General features: G+C 41.1%; 14 protein-coding genes. 6 read left to right on the top strand and 8 right to left on the bottom strand.

Annotation, left to right across the window (positions count from 1 at the left end; all coding sequences use genetic code 11):
* Window positions 1-37 precede the first annotated feature (37 nt).
* A complete protein-coding gene (locus A923_RS0106590) occupies window positions 38-1,849 on the top strand; it encodes an alpha-amylase family protein (protein ID WP_017220874.1) in 1,812 nt (603 codons plus the stop codon).
* A gap of 44 nt (window positions 1,850-1,893) precedes the next feature.
* On the opposite strand, the gene A923_RS22945 is transcribed toward A923_RS0106590, so the two are convergent.
* Window positions 1,894-2,043, bottom strand: a complete 150-nt coding sequence (locus A923_RS22945; RefSeq protein ID WP_157532778.1) for a hypothetical protein — start codon at window positions 2,041-2,043, stop codon at window positions 1,894-1,896.
* Window positions 2,044-2,275: 232 nt separating this feature from the next.
* Here A923_RS22945 and A923_RS0106580 point away from each other — a divergent pair, with 232 nt between their 5' ends.
* Window positions 2,276-5,098, top strand: coding sequence for an amylo-alpha-1,6-glucosidase (locus tag A923_RS0106580; protein ID WP_017220872.1), 2,823 nt, complete (start codon window positions 2,276-2,278; stop codon window positions 5,096-5,098).
* A 322-nt stretch (window positions 5,099-5,420) separates the two neighbouring features.
* On the opposite strand, the gene A923_RS0106575 is transcribed toward A923_RS0106580, so the two are convergent.
* The 6 genes from A923_RS0106575 to A923_RS0106550 all read right to left on the bottom strand — a co-directional run bounded on the left by A923_RS0106575 (window position 5,421) and on the right by A923_RS0106550 (window position 12,942).
* Window positions 5,421-7,064: a sensor histidine kinase gene (locus A923_RS0106575; RefSeq protein WP_017220871.1), complete on the bottom strand. Its 1,644-nt coding sequence runs from the start codon at window positions 7,062-7,064 to the stop codon at window positions 5,421-5,423.
* Between the two features lie 191 nt (window positions 7,065-7,255).
* Window positions 7,256-8,506, bottom strand: a complete 1,251-nt coding sequence (locus A923_RS22035) for an OFA family MFS transporter (protein WP_017220870.1) — start codon at window positions 8,504-8,506, stop codon at window positions 7,256-7,258.
* A gap of 155 nt (window positions 8,507-8,661) precedes the next feature.
* Entirely contained in the window at window positions 8,662-9,375 is a 714-nt protein-coding gene (locus A923_RS0106565) for a LytTR family transcriptional regulator DNA-binding domain-containing protein (protein ID WP_026006109.1), read from the bottom strand.
* Window positions 9,376-9,550: 175 nt separating this feature from the next.
* Window positions 9,551-11,524 (bottom strand): ATP-binding protein, encoded by a 1,974-nt coding sequence (locus tag A923_RS0106560; protein WP_017220868.1) that lies wholly within the window; start codon window positions 11,522-11,524, stop codon window positions 9,551-9,553.
* Between the two features lie 8 nt (window positions 11,525-11,532).
* The gene (locus A923_RS0106555) at window positions 11,533-12,375 is read right to left on the bottom strand and encodes a phosphate/phosphite/phosphonate ABC transporter substrate-binding protein (protein ID WP_017220867.1); all 843 of its coding nucleotides are present in this window, start codon (window positions 12,373-12,375) and stop codon (window positions 11,533-11,535) included.
* A gap of 144 nt (window positions 12,376-12,519) precedes the next feature.
* Complete coding sequence (locus tag A923_RS0106550) at window positions 12,520-12,942, bottom strand: PACE efflux transporter (RefSeq protein WP_017220866.1); 423 nt, start codon at window positions 12,940-12,942, stop codon at window positions 12,520-12,522.
* Between the two features lie 44 nt (window positions 12,943-12,986).
* Here A923_RS0106550 and A923_RS0106545 point away from each other — a divergent pair, with 44 nt between their 5' ends.
* Together A923_RS0106545 and A923_RS23315 are read left to right on the top strand one after the other, a co-directional pair.
* Window positions 12,987-13,910 carry a LysR substrate-binding domain-containing protein gene (locus A923_RS0106545; protein WP_017220865.1) on the top strand — a complete coding sequence of 308 codons (924 nt, stop codon included), beginning with the start codon at window positions 12,987-12,989 and terminating at the stop codon, window positions 13,908-13,910.
* A 27-nt stretch (window positions 13,911-13,937) separates the two neighbouring features.
* Complete coding sequence (locus A923_RS23315) at window positions 13,938-14,060, top strand: hypothetical protein (protein WP_017220864.1); 123 nt, start codon at window positions 13,938-13,940, stop codon at window positions 14,058-14,060.
* Here A923_RS23315 and malK read toward each other — a convergent pair whose 3' ends face one another.
* Complete coding sequence (gene malK, locus A923_RS0106535; protein ID WP_017220863.1) at window positions 14,061-15,170, bottom strand: maltose/maltodextrin ABC transporter ATP-binding protein MalK; 1,110 nt, start codon at window positions 15,168-15,170, stop codon at window positions 14,061-14,063.
* A gap of 394 nt (window positions 15,171-15,564) precedes the next feature.
* Here malK and malE point away from each other — a divergent pair, with 394 nt between their 5' ends.
* Together malE and malF are read left to right on the top strand one after the other, a co-directional pair.
* On the top strand, window positions 15,565-16,743 hold the full coding sequence (gene malE, locus A923_RS0106530; RefSeq protein WP_017220862.1) for a maltose/maltodextrin ABC transporter substrate-binding protein MalE: 1,179 nt from the start codon (window positions 15,565-15,567) through the stop codon (window positions 16,741-16,743).
* Window positions 16,744-16,828: 85 nt separating this feature from the next.
* Window positions 16,829-18,427, top strand: coding sequence for a maltose ABC transporter permease MalF (gene malF / locus A923_RS0106525; RefSeq protein WP_017220861.1), 1,599 nt, complete (start codon window positions 16,829-16,831; stop codon window positions 18,425-18,427).
* Window positions 18,428-18,446 lie beyond the last annotated feature (19 nt).

The following is an 18,446-nucleotide window of genomic DNA, read 5'->3' as shown; positions in this document are numbered from 1 at the left end:
GGCAGACACTGATACGTTGAGGTCACCGGAGTTTTTGATGACAGAGTCAAGTAAACCGAATGTAGTTAAAAAGCATGTTGTTTATCAGGTGTTTACTCGTCTTTTTGGTAATACTAATACGACTAATAAACCTTGGGGCACAATTGCAGAGAATGGGGTCGGCAAGTTTAATGATTTTACCGATAAAGCCTTAAGTGAAATAAAAGCATTAGGGGTGACACACATTTGGTATACCGGAGTGCCTCATCATGCGCTTGTTGCTGATTATAGCGAATACGGGATTTCAACGGATCATCCTAGTGTTGTAAAAGGGCGGGCTGGCTCTCCTTATGCAGTTAAAGATTATTACAATGTGAATCCAGACCTAGCGGTTGACCCTAGCAATCGGTTAGCAGAATTTAAAGCCTTAATTGAGCGCAGCCATAAACACGGTTTGAAAGTCATCATTGATATTGTGCCAAACCATCTTGCCCGCAAATATCAAGGTATGAGTAACCCAGAAGGTATTGATGATTTCGGGATATCGGATAATACGGCGGTTGAATATCATCGTGATAATAATTTTTATTATATTCCGAAACAACCATTCGTATTACCCGAATCTGAAGATAGCGACCTGCCTTTAGGGGGCGAGCAGCACCCGTTATTGGCTACACCTTATCAAGAATGCCCTGCAAAATGGACCGGTAACGGTTCTCGGCTCGCGCAACCGATGCGTGATGATTGGTATGAGACGGTCAAAGTCAATTATGGGGTGAGACCTGACGGCAGTAAAGACTTTGATCTTTTACCTGAAGGCTACGATCAAAGAAGTATTCAGGCGCACTTTGCATTTTGGCTAAATAAATCAGTGCCAAATTCATGGGATAAGTTCCGTGATATTGCGTTGTACTGGCTTGCTCTCGGCGTTGATGGCTTTCGTTACGATATGGCCGAAATGGTGCCGATTGAGTTTTGGAGTTATATGAATTCTGCAATCAAGCAGGTCAACCCCGATGCATTTTTGATGGCCGAAGTGTACCAATCTGAGCGCTATCGAGACTATATTCATTTAGGGAAGATGGATTATCTCTACGATAAAGTTGATCTGTATGACACATTGAAATTGGTGATGCAGGGGCGAGAATCCACTGATAGCCTCGTTGATGTACAGCAGCAGTTAATGGACATTGAGCATCATATGCTGCACTTCCTTGATAACCATGATGAGCAACGTGTGGCTAGCCCTGAGTTTGCGGGTGATGCTAATAAAGGTAAACCTGCAATGTTAGTGTCTACGACGATCAGTTCATCTCCGACGATGGTTTACTTTGGCCAAGAAGTTGGCGAGTCGGGTGCTGATAATGCAGGATTTGGCCAGCCTTCACGTACCACTATCTTTGACTATTATGGTGTTAATCATCACCAACGTTGGATGAACGATGGTCAATTCGACGGGGGCTTACTTACCAGTGAAGAGCATGAATTACGTGACTTCTACCAGCGATTGCTCAATTTCTCGTTGAACAGTTCAGCCATGATCGGTGAGTATCATGAAATTCATCGTTACAACCGTGAGCATAGTGACAGCTATAATGAGCAACTATTTTGTTTTAGTCGTTACGATAGTCATCAAAAAATATTGGTAATGGTCAATTTCTCTGATAAAGATCAAGGGAGAGTTCAGATTAAATTACCGTCGACACTGATTGATGCCTGGCAGTGTCTTAATGGTGAATACTCGATCACCGAGCAATTATATGGTCGTGAGAGAGAGATATTGTTTATCGTTGAGGGGAAGGGTGAACTGACCATCGAGATTCCAGCGTTAGCTGCAAAGATCTTCCTGCTTGAACCAATAGATGCATAAATATAAAACCGCTGAATATCAACGGCTTTATTATTTTCACCAGATTATTCTTGCGATGGGGAAAGAATACTGCTTGGGAAATAAGGAGTGCACCAACCTTGGTCTTCTATATACCAAGTACAGTGTTCAGACGCTATCGCAATATTGGCAAAGAATAAGCTAATAGCGATAAGTAAGGCGTTAAGTTTCATCATTCTTCTCCTTAAAGAAGTTTAAGACGTGTTAATACCGGACGTTGTTTTTGATGATGTCTTATCATCACAACCTATTAATTATAGCAGTTAACTATTTTTACGGTCATGTCCGACTAAACATGATGTATTAACGAGTAATAAAACCACTGCGCAGCTTTATTCTGCGTTTTTATTATATTTGAGTGCAGTTCTTCAGTAGAGAAGAAAACGGCATTGTTGTTAAGGATTAATTGTGGATGATTTAATTTTAGAACCTTATGTTGAGCAGCTGTACGTGAAAGGTAGCTTTAATGGCTGGGGTGACGATACGCCGATGTCTTTCGTGGGGAAAAGTCGGTATCAAGCCGTTATCTGTTTATCTGCGGATCAACATAGTTTCAAAATATCAGATCAACAAGGCAGTGACGCGCTGACTTTTTCGGCGAATAAACAAAAATCCACACCTTGTTATTTGGATAATAATCAAACACTAGTACCGGCAAGAGGAATTGGTAATGACTTGCTGTTTACTGCACCAGAGATCGGGTTATATACCATTACTTTACTGGTACTGGGCACATCTTCGAGTGACGCCTCAACGTTCTCTCATCAGCTAATTATCACTGCTGGTGGCGAGAGTCTTAACGCCGAGATGAATCGTGAGTTAGCCAGTGTTTGGTTCACTGATATTCATACTGTAAATAAAAAACTTAACTCAAAGCCTGCTCCAGTCATATCGGCGGATACACTGTTTGAAAAACTGGCTATTCGAGTTGAGGAGAGCGCTGCTTTTGCATTTGGTGATAACGTCGATGGTTTTTATGAAGGTGCTACTCAACGTTTTGTCGCCGCTGGGAAATACCGTCATAAACAAGGCTGGTATTTAGGTTCGTTTGGATCATTTGTTGATAATGTGATTAACGATAAAACCACTGCTCCTATTGCCAATATCTACCCGTATGGCGTTACACACCTTTACGATAATAACAGTACCGATACACTGATGTTGTTGTCACAACAACGTGGTGCCGTGTTATCTGTACATTCGGCTGAACCTGCTACACTTGCGATTGCACTGCAGCTAAATTTAGCCATTAATGCATCAACAATAACTGAATTCGAACAGGGTATTGTTTATGCGCTAGACCCCGCATTACGCCAAGATAATACGCCAAGTTATATTGCCATTTCGGCTAATAAGCCGTTTAGTTTCAAAGAGACTGTATTTACCGATCACCCAGCGCTTAATGAGTGCATGCATTTAAATGGTAATCATGTAAAACCCATGATTGAAACTGTAGCGGCAGAAACCGATTTGACTGTTTATTTGGCTTTTGCAGAATCAGCACAAGCGGCTATAGATCAAGCAACGTATTTATTAGAACAAGATGGCTACACCGCACATATTCAACAAACTTACGACATGCTGACTAATAGTTATTTATGGACGTCTGATATCGAATATAACCGGGCATTAATGTGGGCTAAAGCATCGGGGAAAGTGTTTGTCTCAAATGAGTTTGGCAAAGGGATATGGGCAGGTTTACCGTGGTTTAAAGACTGTTGGGGGCGTGACTCGTTCATTGCTTTACCCGGTATAACCTTGGTTAATGGTGATTTTAACGATGCGAAAGCCATTCTTGATAACTTTGCATCGATGCAATTAAGCGATGATCAAAGTATCAATTATGGTCGCATTCCGAACCGAGTAACCAGTCTCAGTAATATTATCTATAACACGACGGATGGTACGCCGTGGATGGTACGAGAACTTTGGGATTACCTTCGTTACAGCGGAGATAAAGCCTACGCTCAAGCTGTTTATCCTGTAGTCCAAACATACATTGACGGTATCGAGAAAAACTACCTTGATGAGTTTGGTTTCATGACGCATCGTGATCCAGATACTTGGATGGATGCAAAATTGGAAGGTAAGTTACCTTGGTCATCACGTGGTAATCGTGCCAATGATATTCAGGCTCTATGGTTTACCAGCCTGACGGTTGCCGTGGAATTAGCCAAATTAAGTGGTGATGAGACCAGCGCCGCACGTTACTTATTCATGGCTGAAAAAGTGAAAGCTAATTTTATATCTATGTTCTGGGACCGAGACAAATGTTTACTCGCAGATCGATTAAGAAGTGATAAGAGTGGTGATTTACAGGTCCGACCAAACCAATTAATGACCATTAGCGTGCCGTTTGATAAGCCATTAGTCGAAGATAATATTGGTGCTCAGATAGTTAAAAATGCAGTGAGTGAATTATTGTTTCCCTGGGGGATCACGTCATTGTCACAACATGATGATATTTTCCATCCTTATCATGATAATCGCGATGAATATCATAAAGATGCGGCATACCATAATGGGACTATTTGGGGGTGGAATTCTGGCTTTACGGTATCGAGTTTGATTCGATATGGTTATGCAGATTTTGCTTATGAACTGAGCAAGCAATTAGGCGAACAAATACTTTATATTGGTCACCGTGGAGCAATGAGTGAGAACTTAGATGCATTTACTACCCCTGAGGGAAAAATAACGACAACGGGTACCTATGCTCAAGCATGGTCAGTGTCAGAGTTTACTCGTAATGGTTATCAAGATTATTTAGGTTTTAGCCCTGAATTAATGCGTAATGCGGTCTCTTTGTCACCCTGTTTACCGTCTCAATGGCAGACGTTTGATGCTGATGTTGCATTTGGTCAATCTAACGGACTTAAAGTGACATTTTCTCGCCCTGAGAATGCGATACAACGTTACCAAATTTGTTATCGTGAGCCAACAACCACGGTGCTGGAATTAACACTAACGGCTGCGGACCATGCTAAATACCAGGTCGTATTAACTGTGTTGGAAGCCGGGGTAGTTGTTGATTTTAATACTCAAACTATGCTTTTGTGCGTAAATGGTATTGCAGTGGCGGCGAGATGTGTGCAAGACAGTTATGATGAGCAAATAGGGGTATTATCGTTTGCAAAACCAGAACTGTCGATCGAGTTCCCTATGCTTCAAGGGCAGCATGTATTACAACGACAAGTTGAAGCATGTAACGACGAGAATTTTGTTGATTAACGTTAATTAAATAGTTGTTATTCGTTCTGGATTTCATGGTTTTAAAAGCGTAAATAACGCTAAAGCGATGATGGTGGGATCAAGTAAAGGCGATAGTGACTATACTGTATATATGCAAGTTGAAGTTTGGTTCTAATACCTCGCGTACAACTCGCATGTAGTAAGCAAGATAGTAAGCAAGGTAGTAAAGGGGGCTCATTTTTGTTTGCAGCAAAAACCCCGAATCATAAAGATGCCTAACAGTAGATGCTGTTAGGTATTTTTTTGCCTCGTTTTTTATATTGAATTTATCATAAAGATACTTTATTAAGCCTTCATTTGTTTAGGCGATATGAAAAGATATATCAGTGCCTTTTTCTGAGGACTCGATATGCAAGCCATTACCGTATAATAAAATCAGTCTTTGATGGACATTATTCAAGCCGATACTGTGCGCATCTAAGCTACCGGCATAGAGTCGGTCAATCACGCTTTGTTTCATCCCCACCCCCGTATCTTTAATGTGAACATGATAACCTTGAGGCTGTTTTTTGACTGAAACGGTCACCTTACCTCCTGCCGATGACGGTTGTATGCCATGTAAAATAGCGTTCTCAACCAAAGGCTGAATAAGCAAGTAAGGGATCTTACAATTGACCTCGTCGATATCAAATTCAACTGCGAGTTTATTAGCAAATCTGGCTTTTTCGATAGCGACATAGTTTTTGACTTGCGCTAACTCATCTTGAATATCGATAAAATCAACTTCTTGCTCAAGGTTGTAGCGTAAAAAATTAGCTAAATTGATGATGAGCAGTCTGGCTTTACTTGGGTCTATTCGGATTAATGATGAAATTGCATTGAGTGCATTAAATAGAAAGTGTGGGTTAATCTTGCTTTGTAGCGCTGAGAATTCCGCTTTTTTGGTCATTGCCCGTAACTCTTCTATTTTCGATACCTCCATCTGCGTTGACATCAGTTGTGATAGACCGATAGCCATTTCTTTTAATGCAGGATGAATTTGATTTGGCTGATGATAGAAGATTTTTAATGTGCCTGTCACGATCCCGTTTTCCCATAACGGGATCAGAATGAGAGATTTGAAGCCATGATTCTCCAAATTATTATTGACGATGAGTTGCCCTGTTTCAACTGCTTTTTTGGTCATGCCACTAATGGCTAACGAAGAACCAACTCGATTATGTTGATGTATGCCGACCGACGCAATGAGGCTACTGGTATCGGTAATCGCAACCGCATCTGCATGGGTTTCTTGTTGGATTATATTGCAGACGGAATTTAGCGAGTCAGGGGCTCGACTGCGAAAGTGGGGGAGTGTTTTATTGGCAATATCGAGCGCTAGCTTAGCTTGAGTCGCGGCGACATTGCTTTTTTCTTCGTCGAGATCGACAACGAGTTTAATGATAAGCCCGACACACACAGAGCAGGTAATCATAGGTAAGCCAATCAACGTCACTATCTCGATTGCTTGTTGCGTATCATCGGCGAGCAGTACGATCAGTACCATCGTAAATCCTTCGCTCAACACACCTGCAATAATCCCCAGTTTGGCATATTGATTGGGTTGATATTTAAAGTGGATCCAACTAGCAAAAATCCCCGCGCTAACGCTGGTAATCAGACAAGCGAGTGATGTTGGACCGCCGACGTCGATAAGATATCGGTGTAAGCCAGAAATCAGACCGTTAGAGATGCCAACCCAAGGTCCAAATAATATCCCCCCTGCGAGGACAGCGATGATGCGGGCGTTGAGTATAGCGCCTTCAATATTCAAACCGGTATAAGTGCTGAATACGCCAAATGAAATAAACAATACTGAGATGATTAGGTTTTCAATCGGTTTACGCTTCGGGTTTTTTATGATGTTTTGAAATAACCGCGAGTGAGTCAGCCAAAATAGCATCATTAACATAAAGGCGGCCTGTTCGGTTACCCCGAGTAACATCATGAGTTGTTCTGTGAGCATATAAACCTGTGCGAATTCTGCAGATAATGAAAAGAAGAGATATATTTGCTATTTTAACGTTATTTCCAGATTAAATGATATTAATTAAGTTATTTCAATTACTTAATTGTAATTAAATAGATTAAACGCTTTCAAAGAAAAATGGGGTAGTTAGCCCCATTTTAGTCTTGTATTACATGTTCTGGTAAACCCTATGCAGGATAAGGCATGTTGTTGTTGTTGTTGTTGTTGTTGTTGTTGTTGTCGAACATTGCTACGGATTCTTTGGTTGGGAACTTGATGATAAATGTGATCACAATTGAGATGACGATCATGGTTAACATCAGATAGAAAGTGGCACTGAATCCACCAAACACGGAGGCTACAACCGATCCAAGCAGACCACCAATACCAAAATTCAGGTACATTAGGCCATAGTTCTTAGTCAGATTATCTAAACCAAAGAAGTCACTTACTAGCGATGGGAATACTGTAATAGTACCGCCAAAGGCAAAGACAACACAGGCGATAGAGGCATAGAAGCTAACATCATCAAGTGGGAAGAAGAGCAGTAAACTAACACCGATTAAGCAAATAGTGAGCGCGATGGTGATCACGTTAATACGCGCAATACGGTCCGATAATATGCCTAGCACGAGACGACCACTTAAGTTAGCGATGGCGACGAGGGCAATGGTTGATGTTGCCGCTGAAATTGATAAATGCGCATAGTTTTCGGCAATGTCTTTCGCCACACCAATGACATACAAACCACTCATGCAAACAGTCAGGAATACCAGTGCAAGCATCCAAAATTGACTGGTTTTGATGGTTTCAGCGAGGCTGAAGTTTCTTGCTGTGTTTTGTGCTTGGTCTGGGCTCAGTGCTAACTTCGGTGCATCATGCATCATCATGCCACCAACGATAACCATCACCATGGCGATACTTCCCCACATAACGAAAGATCCTTCTAAGCCATAATTATCCAGCAAGTACATATTAATATATTTAAAGCCTAAGCTGCCAAGACCATATGCACCAATCGAGCATGCTGATACGAGGCCTTTATGATTGGGAAAGAACTTAACGCAATTAGAGAGTGTTAATAAATAGCCAGTGCCATCAGCAAAGCCGAGTAAGAAGCCTGCACAGATATAGAGGTAGAAAATATTAGAAACTTGAGCGGTTAATAGCAAGCTAATCCCTAACAGCATACCGGCACTAATCGTAATTTGACGTACACTGAATCTTTCTTGTAGTTTACCAGCAAGTGAGGAAGCGACTGCTAACGCCAAACTTAATACACCAAATGAGAGCGCAACATTATTGACTGGCTCGGATAGCTTATCGGCAAGCAAAGCATTGAACAGGCTCCATGTATAAACAGAGCCTAAAGCAAACTGTGCAATAATAGTACCTAACATGGTTAAGGTGCGTTTTCGGTTTGATATCTGAGTACCCATGCGTAAAGTCTCCAACAAATAAAACGATAAATAAAATGGCTAAATGCCTTTGGTTTAACGTCAAGATACCTTGCTAAGGATCGATAACAAGGGGTTGGAATAACTTTAAAATGAGTCGCAATGCCAGTGCGTGGATTGCATTGTCAGCGCGTGAATTACAATTTCATTAGCTTCCTAAATGTTTTGATGTTGGTGCGACTGACTGGGATCCGTTCGTCACTGTCGATGAGTTTGACGAGGTAAGTGCTGTTGAGCCAGGGAATGATTTCGGTGATCTTTTCAAGGGCAACACAATAAGATCTATGCGTGCGAAAGAAATCTTTTTCAGGTAAACGCTCAACTAATTCACTCATGGTCAAAGGCACCCAAAAATCGCCAGTGGCAGTATATAATTGCGTGGTTTTATCATTAGCAATGGCATAGTTGATGCTGCTGATGTCAATAATCTTGATGCTATTGCCACTATGGACATTAATCGTTTTTCGGGTTTGCTCCATCTCTTCGGACGGGTGACTAGCTTCCAGTTTTTTTAACAACCGGATCATTCTTTCTTCACTAAATGGTTTTAATAGGTAATCGAAGGCTTCTAGATCAAACGCATCAATCGCATATTTTTTATGTGCAGTGGTAAACACAATGTGCGGTTTCTTCGCAAATTGGTAAATATTACGTGCTAATAACATACCGTTAATCGAGGGTATTTGAATGTCGAGAAAGACGATGTCTACTTGATTATGTTGCAAGTATTCAAATGCCGTTAGGCCGTCATCAAAGGTAGCGACTATTTCAATCTGGCTATACGCATTAATCAGGTACATTAGCTCTTCCTTAGCTAAATATTCATCCTCGACTATCATTGCTCGTAACATCTTGTGGGCCATTCATTTGGTTAGATTTAAATTTTTCCGACAGTACATGCATTACTGGATTATTTCAATTAATACCTCTTATTTGCTATTCCAATGGTGAATGTAAGCTACTAATTAATCTATTGATTGTCCTACATGCTATTAAATTTGGTTGTGTTAATGGTGATACCCCCTTTTAACCGACATTATCGCGCGGCAACCATGTCGTAAGCGCTTTACTCAGTGTATCCGGTGAAATCGGTTTGGTGACATAATCATCCATACCCGCAGCAAGGCATTTTTCCCGATCGCCGAGCATGGCATTCGCGGTCATGGCAATAATGGGGATCTGATGGTTAATCTGCGTTGATTGAGAATTACGGATTAGGGTTGTCGCTTCGTAGCCATCCATTATCGGCATCTGGCAATCCATAAACACCAAGTCGTAAGGCGTACTTTCAAGCGCGTGCACTGCGTCTTTACCGTTTGCGACGACATCGGCGAAATAGCCTAATTTTTTAAGAATACCCATCGCGACTAACTGGTTGGTAAGGCTATCTTCGGCAAGCAGAATACGGACATTTTCACGCTTGATTCGTGGTATCGAATTTTTAGTCACAGGTGTCTCCACTATTTGACCTTGCGCTGACGGTTTGGTAAATCGCGCGGTAAACCAGAACTCCGCGCCTTTACCTTCTTCGCTGTTAATACCAATTTCGCCGCCCATCAATGCGGATAATTGTTTCGATATCGATAGACCTAAACCAGTACCGCCATATTGACGGGTGGTGGACGAGTCTACTTGGATAAATTTATCAAACAGCAGTGCTTGTCGATCGGGGGGTATTCCAATGCCGGTATCTTTTATCGAAAAATGAATAACCGTATCATAATCATTTTCTGATAATACGCTTGTCGAAACTGTTATTTCACCCTGTGCGGTAAACTTAATCGCATTGCCTAACAGATTGGTTAATACCTGGCGTAAGCGCCCTGGGTCGCCTTGGATAAATGTCGGGACTTCAGTTGAGAGTCGGCAGTTAAATCCAAGACCTTTGGTTTTAACCTGCAGTGAGTGCATGACGGTTAAATCGTTAAGCAGGGCGTGCAAATCAAAATCGATGACTTCAAGGTCAACCTGACCCGCTTCAATTTTTGAAAAATCGAGGATATCGTTAATTAAACTCAGTAATGATTCACCGCTGGCGCGAGCGACCTGTGCATAATGCCGCTGTTCATCTTCGAGTTGTGTATCTAACAATAAACCTATCATCCCGATAACGCCATTTATTGGTGTGCGGATCTCATGGCTCATGTTGGCGAGAAACTCACTTTTGGCACAGTTAGATTCCTCGGCTTTTTTTGCCAACGTTTTAGTTGTGGCTATATTTTCCCGTAATTCTTTATTCATATCGCTGATTTTTTTTGCCATGATATTAGCACGGTTTTTTTCATGACCGGCTAGCTTCGCCGATTGCATGGCTTCATTTTTACTGACTAACAGCGACTCTTGGCTATTTAGAATATTATTGCGCATGATATTAAAATTTTCGGTTAACTGACCGATTTCGTCTTTTGATACAGCAGGTAAACTAATGTTAAAATTACCGTTGGCCAATTCTTTGGTCGCCAATTTTAGTTTTAATATCGGTACTTGTACTAATCGGTTTTGCATAAACAATTCAATGCAGATAATTAACAACATCATTATGATTAAAAATATTTTCAGCTCAAAAAACCGTTGCTCGGTAAATTCGTATTTTTCGGTCCAATCGATGTGCAAGGCAAGATAACCTATGGTTATATTTTCATTCACCAATGGATAATTAATGTGGATATGGTTGGCGTGCTGTTTTGCCAGTATTGCTTTATTTTTTGAAAACAGCGGGTACTTCTGTTGTTTATCGGCGTCGTATAATGTCAGATGCGCCCAATTTTGCTGATGTAACTTTTTTTGATAATCCAATGATGAAAAGAGTGCTGAAAAGTCACTCGCGATTAAATGCCTAATCACATCGTTTTCGATGGATCTTATTTCATTGTTCATTTGTTCTCTAAAATCAGCCTGCGCATAATTAAATAATTTCGGCGCCCAATACCACTGAATCACACTCGTAAAAACAACAAAACCAACAAGGACAGGCACCATTAATTTGAATTTAATGCTCATCTTGTTCCTTACTCTGGTTGGATATAAAATCTTTCTAGGTTCATATTTTTCAACGGTTCATAATCTGCAAATGTAGCAATGCTGATTTGCTGAATCGGAATGCCCTGCAGCAATGCTGAAGTGGCAGCCGTTGTGCCCATGTTGAGTAATGCGGCGGTTACTTTTTCAATATCAGCGTTGGGTACGCGAGGATGCGCTGCGATCGGGTGTGATGATACAGGGATCGTTTTATGTATTACTCTTAAGGCTTGTTGATATTCTGCTTTTTGTTTTTTCAGGGTTTTACCGACCCCACCACCGGCTTGAGTATCACCCAGGAGTACATTGAGATAGACAGAACCATGGGTATTTACATACACAGGGGTGATCTGGATATTAAATATATCATGTAGTTCTTGGCGCATTTGTAATGATGCGCCGAGGGCATTGGGCGAAGGGAATGCGATTTTAGCGCCGTTGAGCTGTGCTACATTTTTTATTGGACTGTCTTTCTGGACGACCAATACGCCGTGTAATTTTTTCGAACCATCTTTGACTAGGGGAATATAACCCTGCAGTTGATTGCCCAATACAAAATGATAAGGGTTCATGTAGACAAAATCATACGCTCCGGCCATAAATTTTTTCTCAAATTCATTTATATTCGGCGCACCTTCCAATTTAAATTTGAGACCCGTTTCAACCGTTAGCTGTTCAAGTATGGGCACCCAAATAGCGGTTAATTTCCTTGCTTCAAACTGTGGCACCATGCCCACGATGTAAACTTTTTCCTCGGCATAGGCAAATGTTGATAGCCATAAATGTGTGCTAAACAAGGTGATAAACAATAACCGTAATTTAAATGAGTACATGCTAAGTTCCTTTTATTGGCTGCATGCTCTTAATTGTAGCAATCGATTTTATAATCACCTTTTATATTGAAAATCGAGGCGAATATACACAGAGTAACAAGGCCTTAAGAAGTCAGTATTAAGTCCATCCTTGGAACGGCTATTTTAGGCGACAGCTAGGGGCGATTTTAATTTTTCACGGGTATTGTCGTAACACCAGTTAAAAATAATTGAATAAATTAAGAAGAACATAACCAGTCCCAGATCAAGGATCAGCACGGTCATGAAATCGAGTTGTAAAATCCACATGAGTACCGGAATGGTTGCAAAGATTAAACCCGCTTCAAATCCAAGCCCATGGCCTATACGCATCATTAATTTACGCGATAAACGGTCGGCACCAAATAAATTGTCAAAGCCGAGGTTGTAGACGTAGTTCCACGCCATGGCAATGAGGGACAAGGTGATAGCCACTCCACCTACTGTTGTGGTGTCTTGTTGGGTAAATATTTTAGAGGCGATAAGCAGTATCGCTAAAGCAATAATTTCAAATAGTAGACTGTGAAAAATGCGTTCTTTTGTGGACATAATATATTTCCGTTTAAGTATTGATATAGTTCCATTCTATCTTTATGTATGATGACATCCAGTCAGTTACCATCGGTTTTAGTGATAGTATGTATAATATTGAGCAATTAAGAATGTTTGTGACAGCCGCAGAATTAGGCTCTTTTTCGGCCTGCGCTAGGCGGTTAGGCAAAGTGCAATCAGCGGTGAGCCAAGGTATATCCAACTTAGAAGTCGATTTAAATGTGCAGCTATTCGACCGCACCACACGTAAACCCAGACTGACCAAAGAAGGGCAGCATTTACTCACCTTTGCTGATGCTATTTTGCAGCAAATGTATGAACTAGAAAGTGCATCTAAAGCGCTGAGTAATAAAGAAGAAATTAACCTGAAGTTGGTACTTGATGATGGTCTTCAGTTAGACTGCTTTTATGTCATTATTGAACAGTTTTCATCACAATTTCCACTCACATCACTCGAAGTCTTTGTTGCTGCTAGCGCTGATATTGTGGGCTTAGTCAATGAAGGGCTGGCTGATATTGGCTTAATGTATACCGACATGTCATTCGTTAAAGAAGTTAATATTTGTTATATCGGTAATGTCTCGTTTGTTGCGGTTGTGTGCCCTAGTCACCCTTTAGCTGCACTTACAACAGTGGCCGCATCACAATTGATACCACATCGACAATTGATGTTGAAAGGGTTAGATAATAATCAGTTAGCACACTTAGAGGCGCTATCTACGTTAGTTTGGTGGGGCAATAACCACAGTATGCTGCGCAATTATGTTGATAGCGGTATTGGTTGGTGCTTCTTACCCCAACACTTGGTGAATAAAGATATTGAGTCAGGTAAGTTGAATGCCTTAACACTGAGTTTTGACCATAAACCCTGGTCTGTGCCCGTGAATCTCATCACCTCTAAAAGTCGCAGTATGGGACCGGCTTGTGCATGGCTTTCTCAGCAATTAACCACGTTACTGGACTAATTACTTCGCCATCGGATAAGACCGTGTATGAGTAGGGGGATTAGTTTAAAACTGGTCGTGGTTAATAATACCCACACTGCTTTAGGTAACTCAAGCAGTGTTGGTATTGAAGTATATGACAGCCGTTTAGGTTTGCTTTTTATCGCTTAATTAACGCGTAGTTTCTTTATATAAACGCTGACAAGCTTGGCCATCTTTATGGAACAAGTGGCAACGGTGTGCTGGAATACCAATATCTATTTTATCGCCAGCTTCAATTGACAGCGTATCAGCAACACGATAAATAACATCTTCATCACAGCCTTCAATGTGTAAATAAACTTGGGTTTCATTACCTAATTTTTCTACCACAATGGTCTCACCAGCAATCACGATATCAGCTTGTTCAACCGCGATTAAATGTTCTGGGCGAATACCGAGGGTCATTTCATCACCCGCGTTAACGGTTTTACCATCAACAGGGATCCATATACTTTGGCAATTCGGTAACAATACTTCCACACGTTGCGCTTCTACAGATTGAATGTGCACGTTAATGAAATTCATTTTGGGTGAGCCAATAAAACCGGCCACAAAAATATTCTGTGGGTAATGATAGATATCCAATGGTGCGCCGACCTGTGCCACATCACCCCCATCGAGTACCACTATTTTATCGGCCATGGTCATGGCTTCAACTTGATCATGCGTTACGTAGATCATCGTGCAACCTAACTGCTTGTGCAATTTGGCCAATTCAATCCGCATTTTAACGCGGAGCGCCGCATCTAAATTTGATAGCGGTTCATCTAACAGAAACACTTCAGGTTGGGATACTAACGTACGGCCAATTGCCACACGTTGACGTTGACCACCTGATAATGACTTGGGTTTACGATCTAATAGCGGCGTGAGTTGCAGAATATCGGCAGCATGCTTCACGCGATCTTTAATTAACTGTTTATCTGCTTTTGCTAATTTTAAGCCAAACGACATGTTATCGGTTAAATCTAAGTGTGGGTAAAGCGCATAAGATTGGAAAACCATACCGACACCACGTTTAGAGGGTTCGACATCATTCATGCGTTTTCCGCCAATAAATAAATCACCCGAGGTGATATCTTCAAGCCCAGCAATACAACGTAACAGGGTTGATTTACCGCAACCTGACGGACCAACGAAAACGACAAATTCACCATCATTTATTTCGAGGTCTACGTTTTTAGAAATAAGTACATCATCATAGGCTTTACATACATTTTTTAACGTGACAGTTGCCATCTCGCGAGTCCTTTTTATGACTAATTAGAATATCTTACACAGTATTTTTCGATGTTGGTAGTGTGTTTTATATGACCTCTAGCTGCATCATCCTTGCTAAAAAATTTTAGGGCGGAGTAGATAGGAGGAGTGCATAGATCACATTTTATTTATTGTTGCTTTAATATCACTCTAAATGGGTACTTTGTTGCTCGTTAGTGTGCGAGCCATCGCATTTTTATCGCCTTTCTTGCGCAACTAAGTAATATTAATCGTGCCAGTTCACGCTTTTGGCTTTGCAGAGGCTAGGCGTAGGGTAAAGGATGATGTTGGGAGTGGGTTTTTGTATGACTATACCATCCAACGCAGACAGCTTGTCTGGTAAGTTTGAAAGCTAATTTAATAAGGATATAAAATGATGAAAAAAACCTTAACGGCTGTAGCGCTATTAACTGCAATGAACTCTTTTTCGGCCTTTGCTGCTATTGAAGAAGGTCAGTTAACGATTTGGATTAACGGTGATAAAGGTTACAACGGTCTTGCTGAAGTAGGTAAGCAGTTTGAAGCTGATACAGGTATCAAGGTCACTGTTGCCCATCCAGATGGCTTACAAGACAAATTTGCGCAAGTAGCGGCTACTGGCGATGGTCCAGATATTATTTTTTGGGCTCATGACCGTTTTGGTGGGTATGCAAAAGCGGGTTTATTAGCTGAAGTAAAACCTTCAAAAGAATTTAAAAATAGTCTGGTTGATTTCACGTGGGACGCGGTTAAATATGAAGGGAAATACATTGGTTACCCTGTTGCGGTTGAGTCACTGTCACTTATTTATAATAAAGATTTAGTTAAAACGCCACCGAAGAATTGGGAAGACGTTGCAGCCTTAGACAAGCAACTTAAAACCCAAGGTAAATCGGCTATCATGTGGGATCTAAAAGGCCCATATTTCACCTGGCCACTTATGGCTGCTGACGGTGGTTATGCATTTAAAGTTAATGCGACTGGTTACGATGTGACAGATGTCGGTATTAATAATAAAGGCGTGCACAACAGCATGCAACTGATTACTAATCTGATCAAAGATGGCGTTATCTCACCAGATATGGATTACTCAGTATCTGAATCAGAGTTTAACAAAGGCAATGTTGCGATGACGATCAATGGTCCTTGGGCATGGGGTAACGTAGAAAAATCTGGCCTTAATTATGGTGTAGTGGAATTACCTAAATTTAACGGTAACCCTTCTAAGCCTTTTGTTGGTGTACTTACAGCAGGTATTAGTACTGCGTCGCCAAACAAAGATCTTGCCGTTGAGTTCCTTGAAAACTACTTGATGACAAATGAAGGTCTGAAACAAGTAAACAATGATAAGCCACTTGGTGCTGTTGCGCTTAAATCGTTCCAAAAAGAGCTGGACGGTGATCCTCGTATTGCAGCGACGATGAAAAATGCGATGAATGGTGAAATCATGCCCAATATTCCGCAAATGAATGCGTTCTGGGGTGCAACCAATAATGCGCTTATTAATATTGTTGATGGTCGCCAATCTATTACTGATGCATTAAATGATGCTGAAAAACAGATGACTAAGTGATCGCTTAGTAATAAAAGTAATACAAGTAATTAAATATGAGGAGCGGTAACTCCCTCCTCTTGCTATTTATTAGGTAGGTTCTTCCATGCAGACCGTTACAGTATCAGAAATTCTGGGTGATACACCGGAATCAGAACAGACTTCAGCACAAGTCGATTCAACATCAAATTATTCGCGTTTTATTAAGTGGTTTATTCTTAGCCTTATCGGTTTAGTTAATGGTTATGCGGCCGTTATTATGTACGCAAATGGAGAAACGTCGTTTGCCGTATTAACGCTAATCTTAACGTTGTTAGGGCTGTTTATTTTTGGCAGTAAAAAAACTTACGCACACCGTTATATCTTTCCGGGTATCGCTGGGATGATCTTGTTTATCATTTTCCCTTTGGTTTATACCGTCGGTATCGCTTTTACCAATTACAGTGCGACAAACCAGTTGTCGTTTGAACGGGCTCAGTCAGTACTGTTAGATCGCACTTTCCAAAGTGGCGATAGTTACCGTTTTGATCTGTATCGCAGCGAAGAAGGTTATCGATTAGCCGTTAAAGATGGTGAGCAACTCTTAGTGACAGATACTTTTGATCTGACTACGCCAGCGACACTGCGTTTTGATCTTAGCCCTATCGATGCCATAACTGGAACAAAAGCAAAGATAAAAGAGATTGTCACTAACCGTACAACATTAACAAAATTTGATCTAACTTTACCAAATGGTAATGAGATCCGCATGAGCGGATTACGTAAATTTGCTGCTGTAAAACCGCTGTATAACTTGAGTAAAGACGGCACTACTTTAATCAATAACCAAAGCCAAGAAGTTTTGCTACCAAATATGGAAACTGGTTTTTATCAAACCATCGACGGGGCGGGCAATTATATCGGTGCTCCGGTATCTCCGGGTTTTAGTGTCGTGATTGGTACAGCTAACTTTGAACGGATTTGGAAAGATGACGGCATTAAAGAACCGTTTGTCAGTATCTTTATCTGGACCGTGATATTTTCAGTATTATCTGTGGGTATCAGTTTGATTATTGGTTTGATTTTGGCCAGTTTGGTGCAATGGGAAGCGCTGCGCGGACGTGCGGTTTATCGTATGTTGCTAATATTGCCCTATGCGGTACCTTCATTCATCTCTATCTTGATCTTCAAAGGGTTGTTCAACCAGAGCTTTGGTGAGATTAACCTCGTTTTGGATGCATTATTTGGTATTTCACCAACTTGGTTCTCTGATCCTTTATCAGCAAAAGTCATGGTGTTAATTGTTAATATCTGGCTCGGTTTCCCTTACATGATGATTCTATGTATGGGGATGTTAAAAGCTATTCCAGATGATCTGTATGAAGCATCGGCACTGGATGGCGCAGGCCCACTGCAAAACTTTAAAAATATTACCTTACCAATGATGGTGAAACCGTTAGCTCCTTTAATGATTGCTAGTTTTGCTTTCAACTTTAATAACTTCGTGATGATCCAGTTATTAACGAAAGGTGGACCAAATATGATCGGTACAAGTGAACCAGCCGGTTATACGGATCTGTTAGTCAGTTATACCTACCGCATCGCCTTTGAAGGTTCTGGTGGTCAGGACTTTGGTTTAGCCAGTGCAATTACCACGCTTATTTTCCTATTGGTCGGTGGTCTCGCATTATTCAATCTTCGTTTCGCTAAGCTGTCAGAAAAATAGCCAGCGTAAAATAAGGAGC

Source organism: Moritella dasanensis ArB 0140 (assembly GCF_000276805.1).
Lineage (GTDB): Bacteria > Pseudomonadota > Gammaproteobacteria > Enterobacterales > Moritellaceae > Moritella > Moritella dasanensis.
This window is presented reverse-complemented; position numbering and strand designations above follow the sequence as displayed.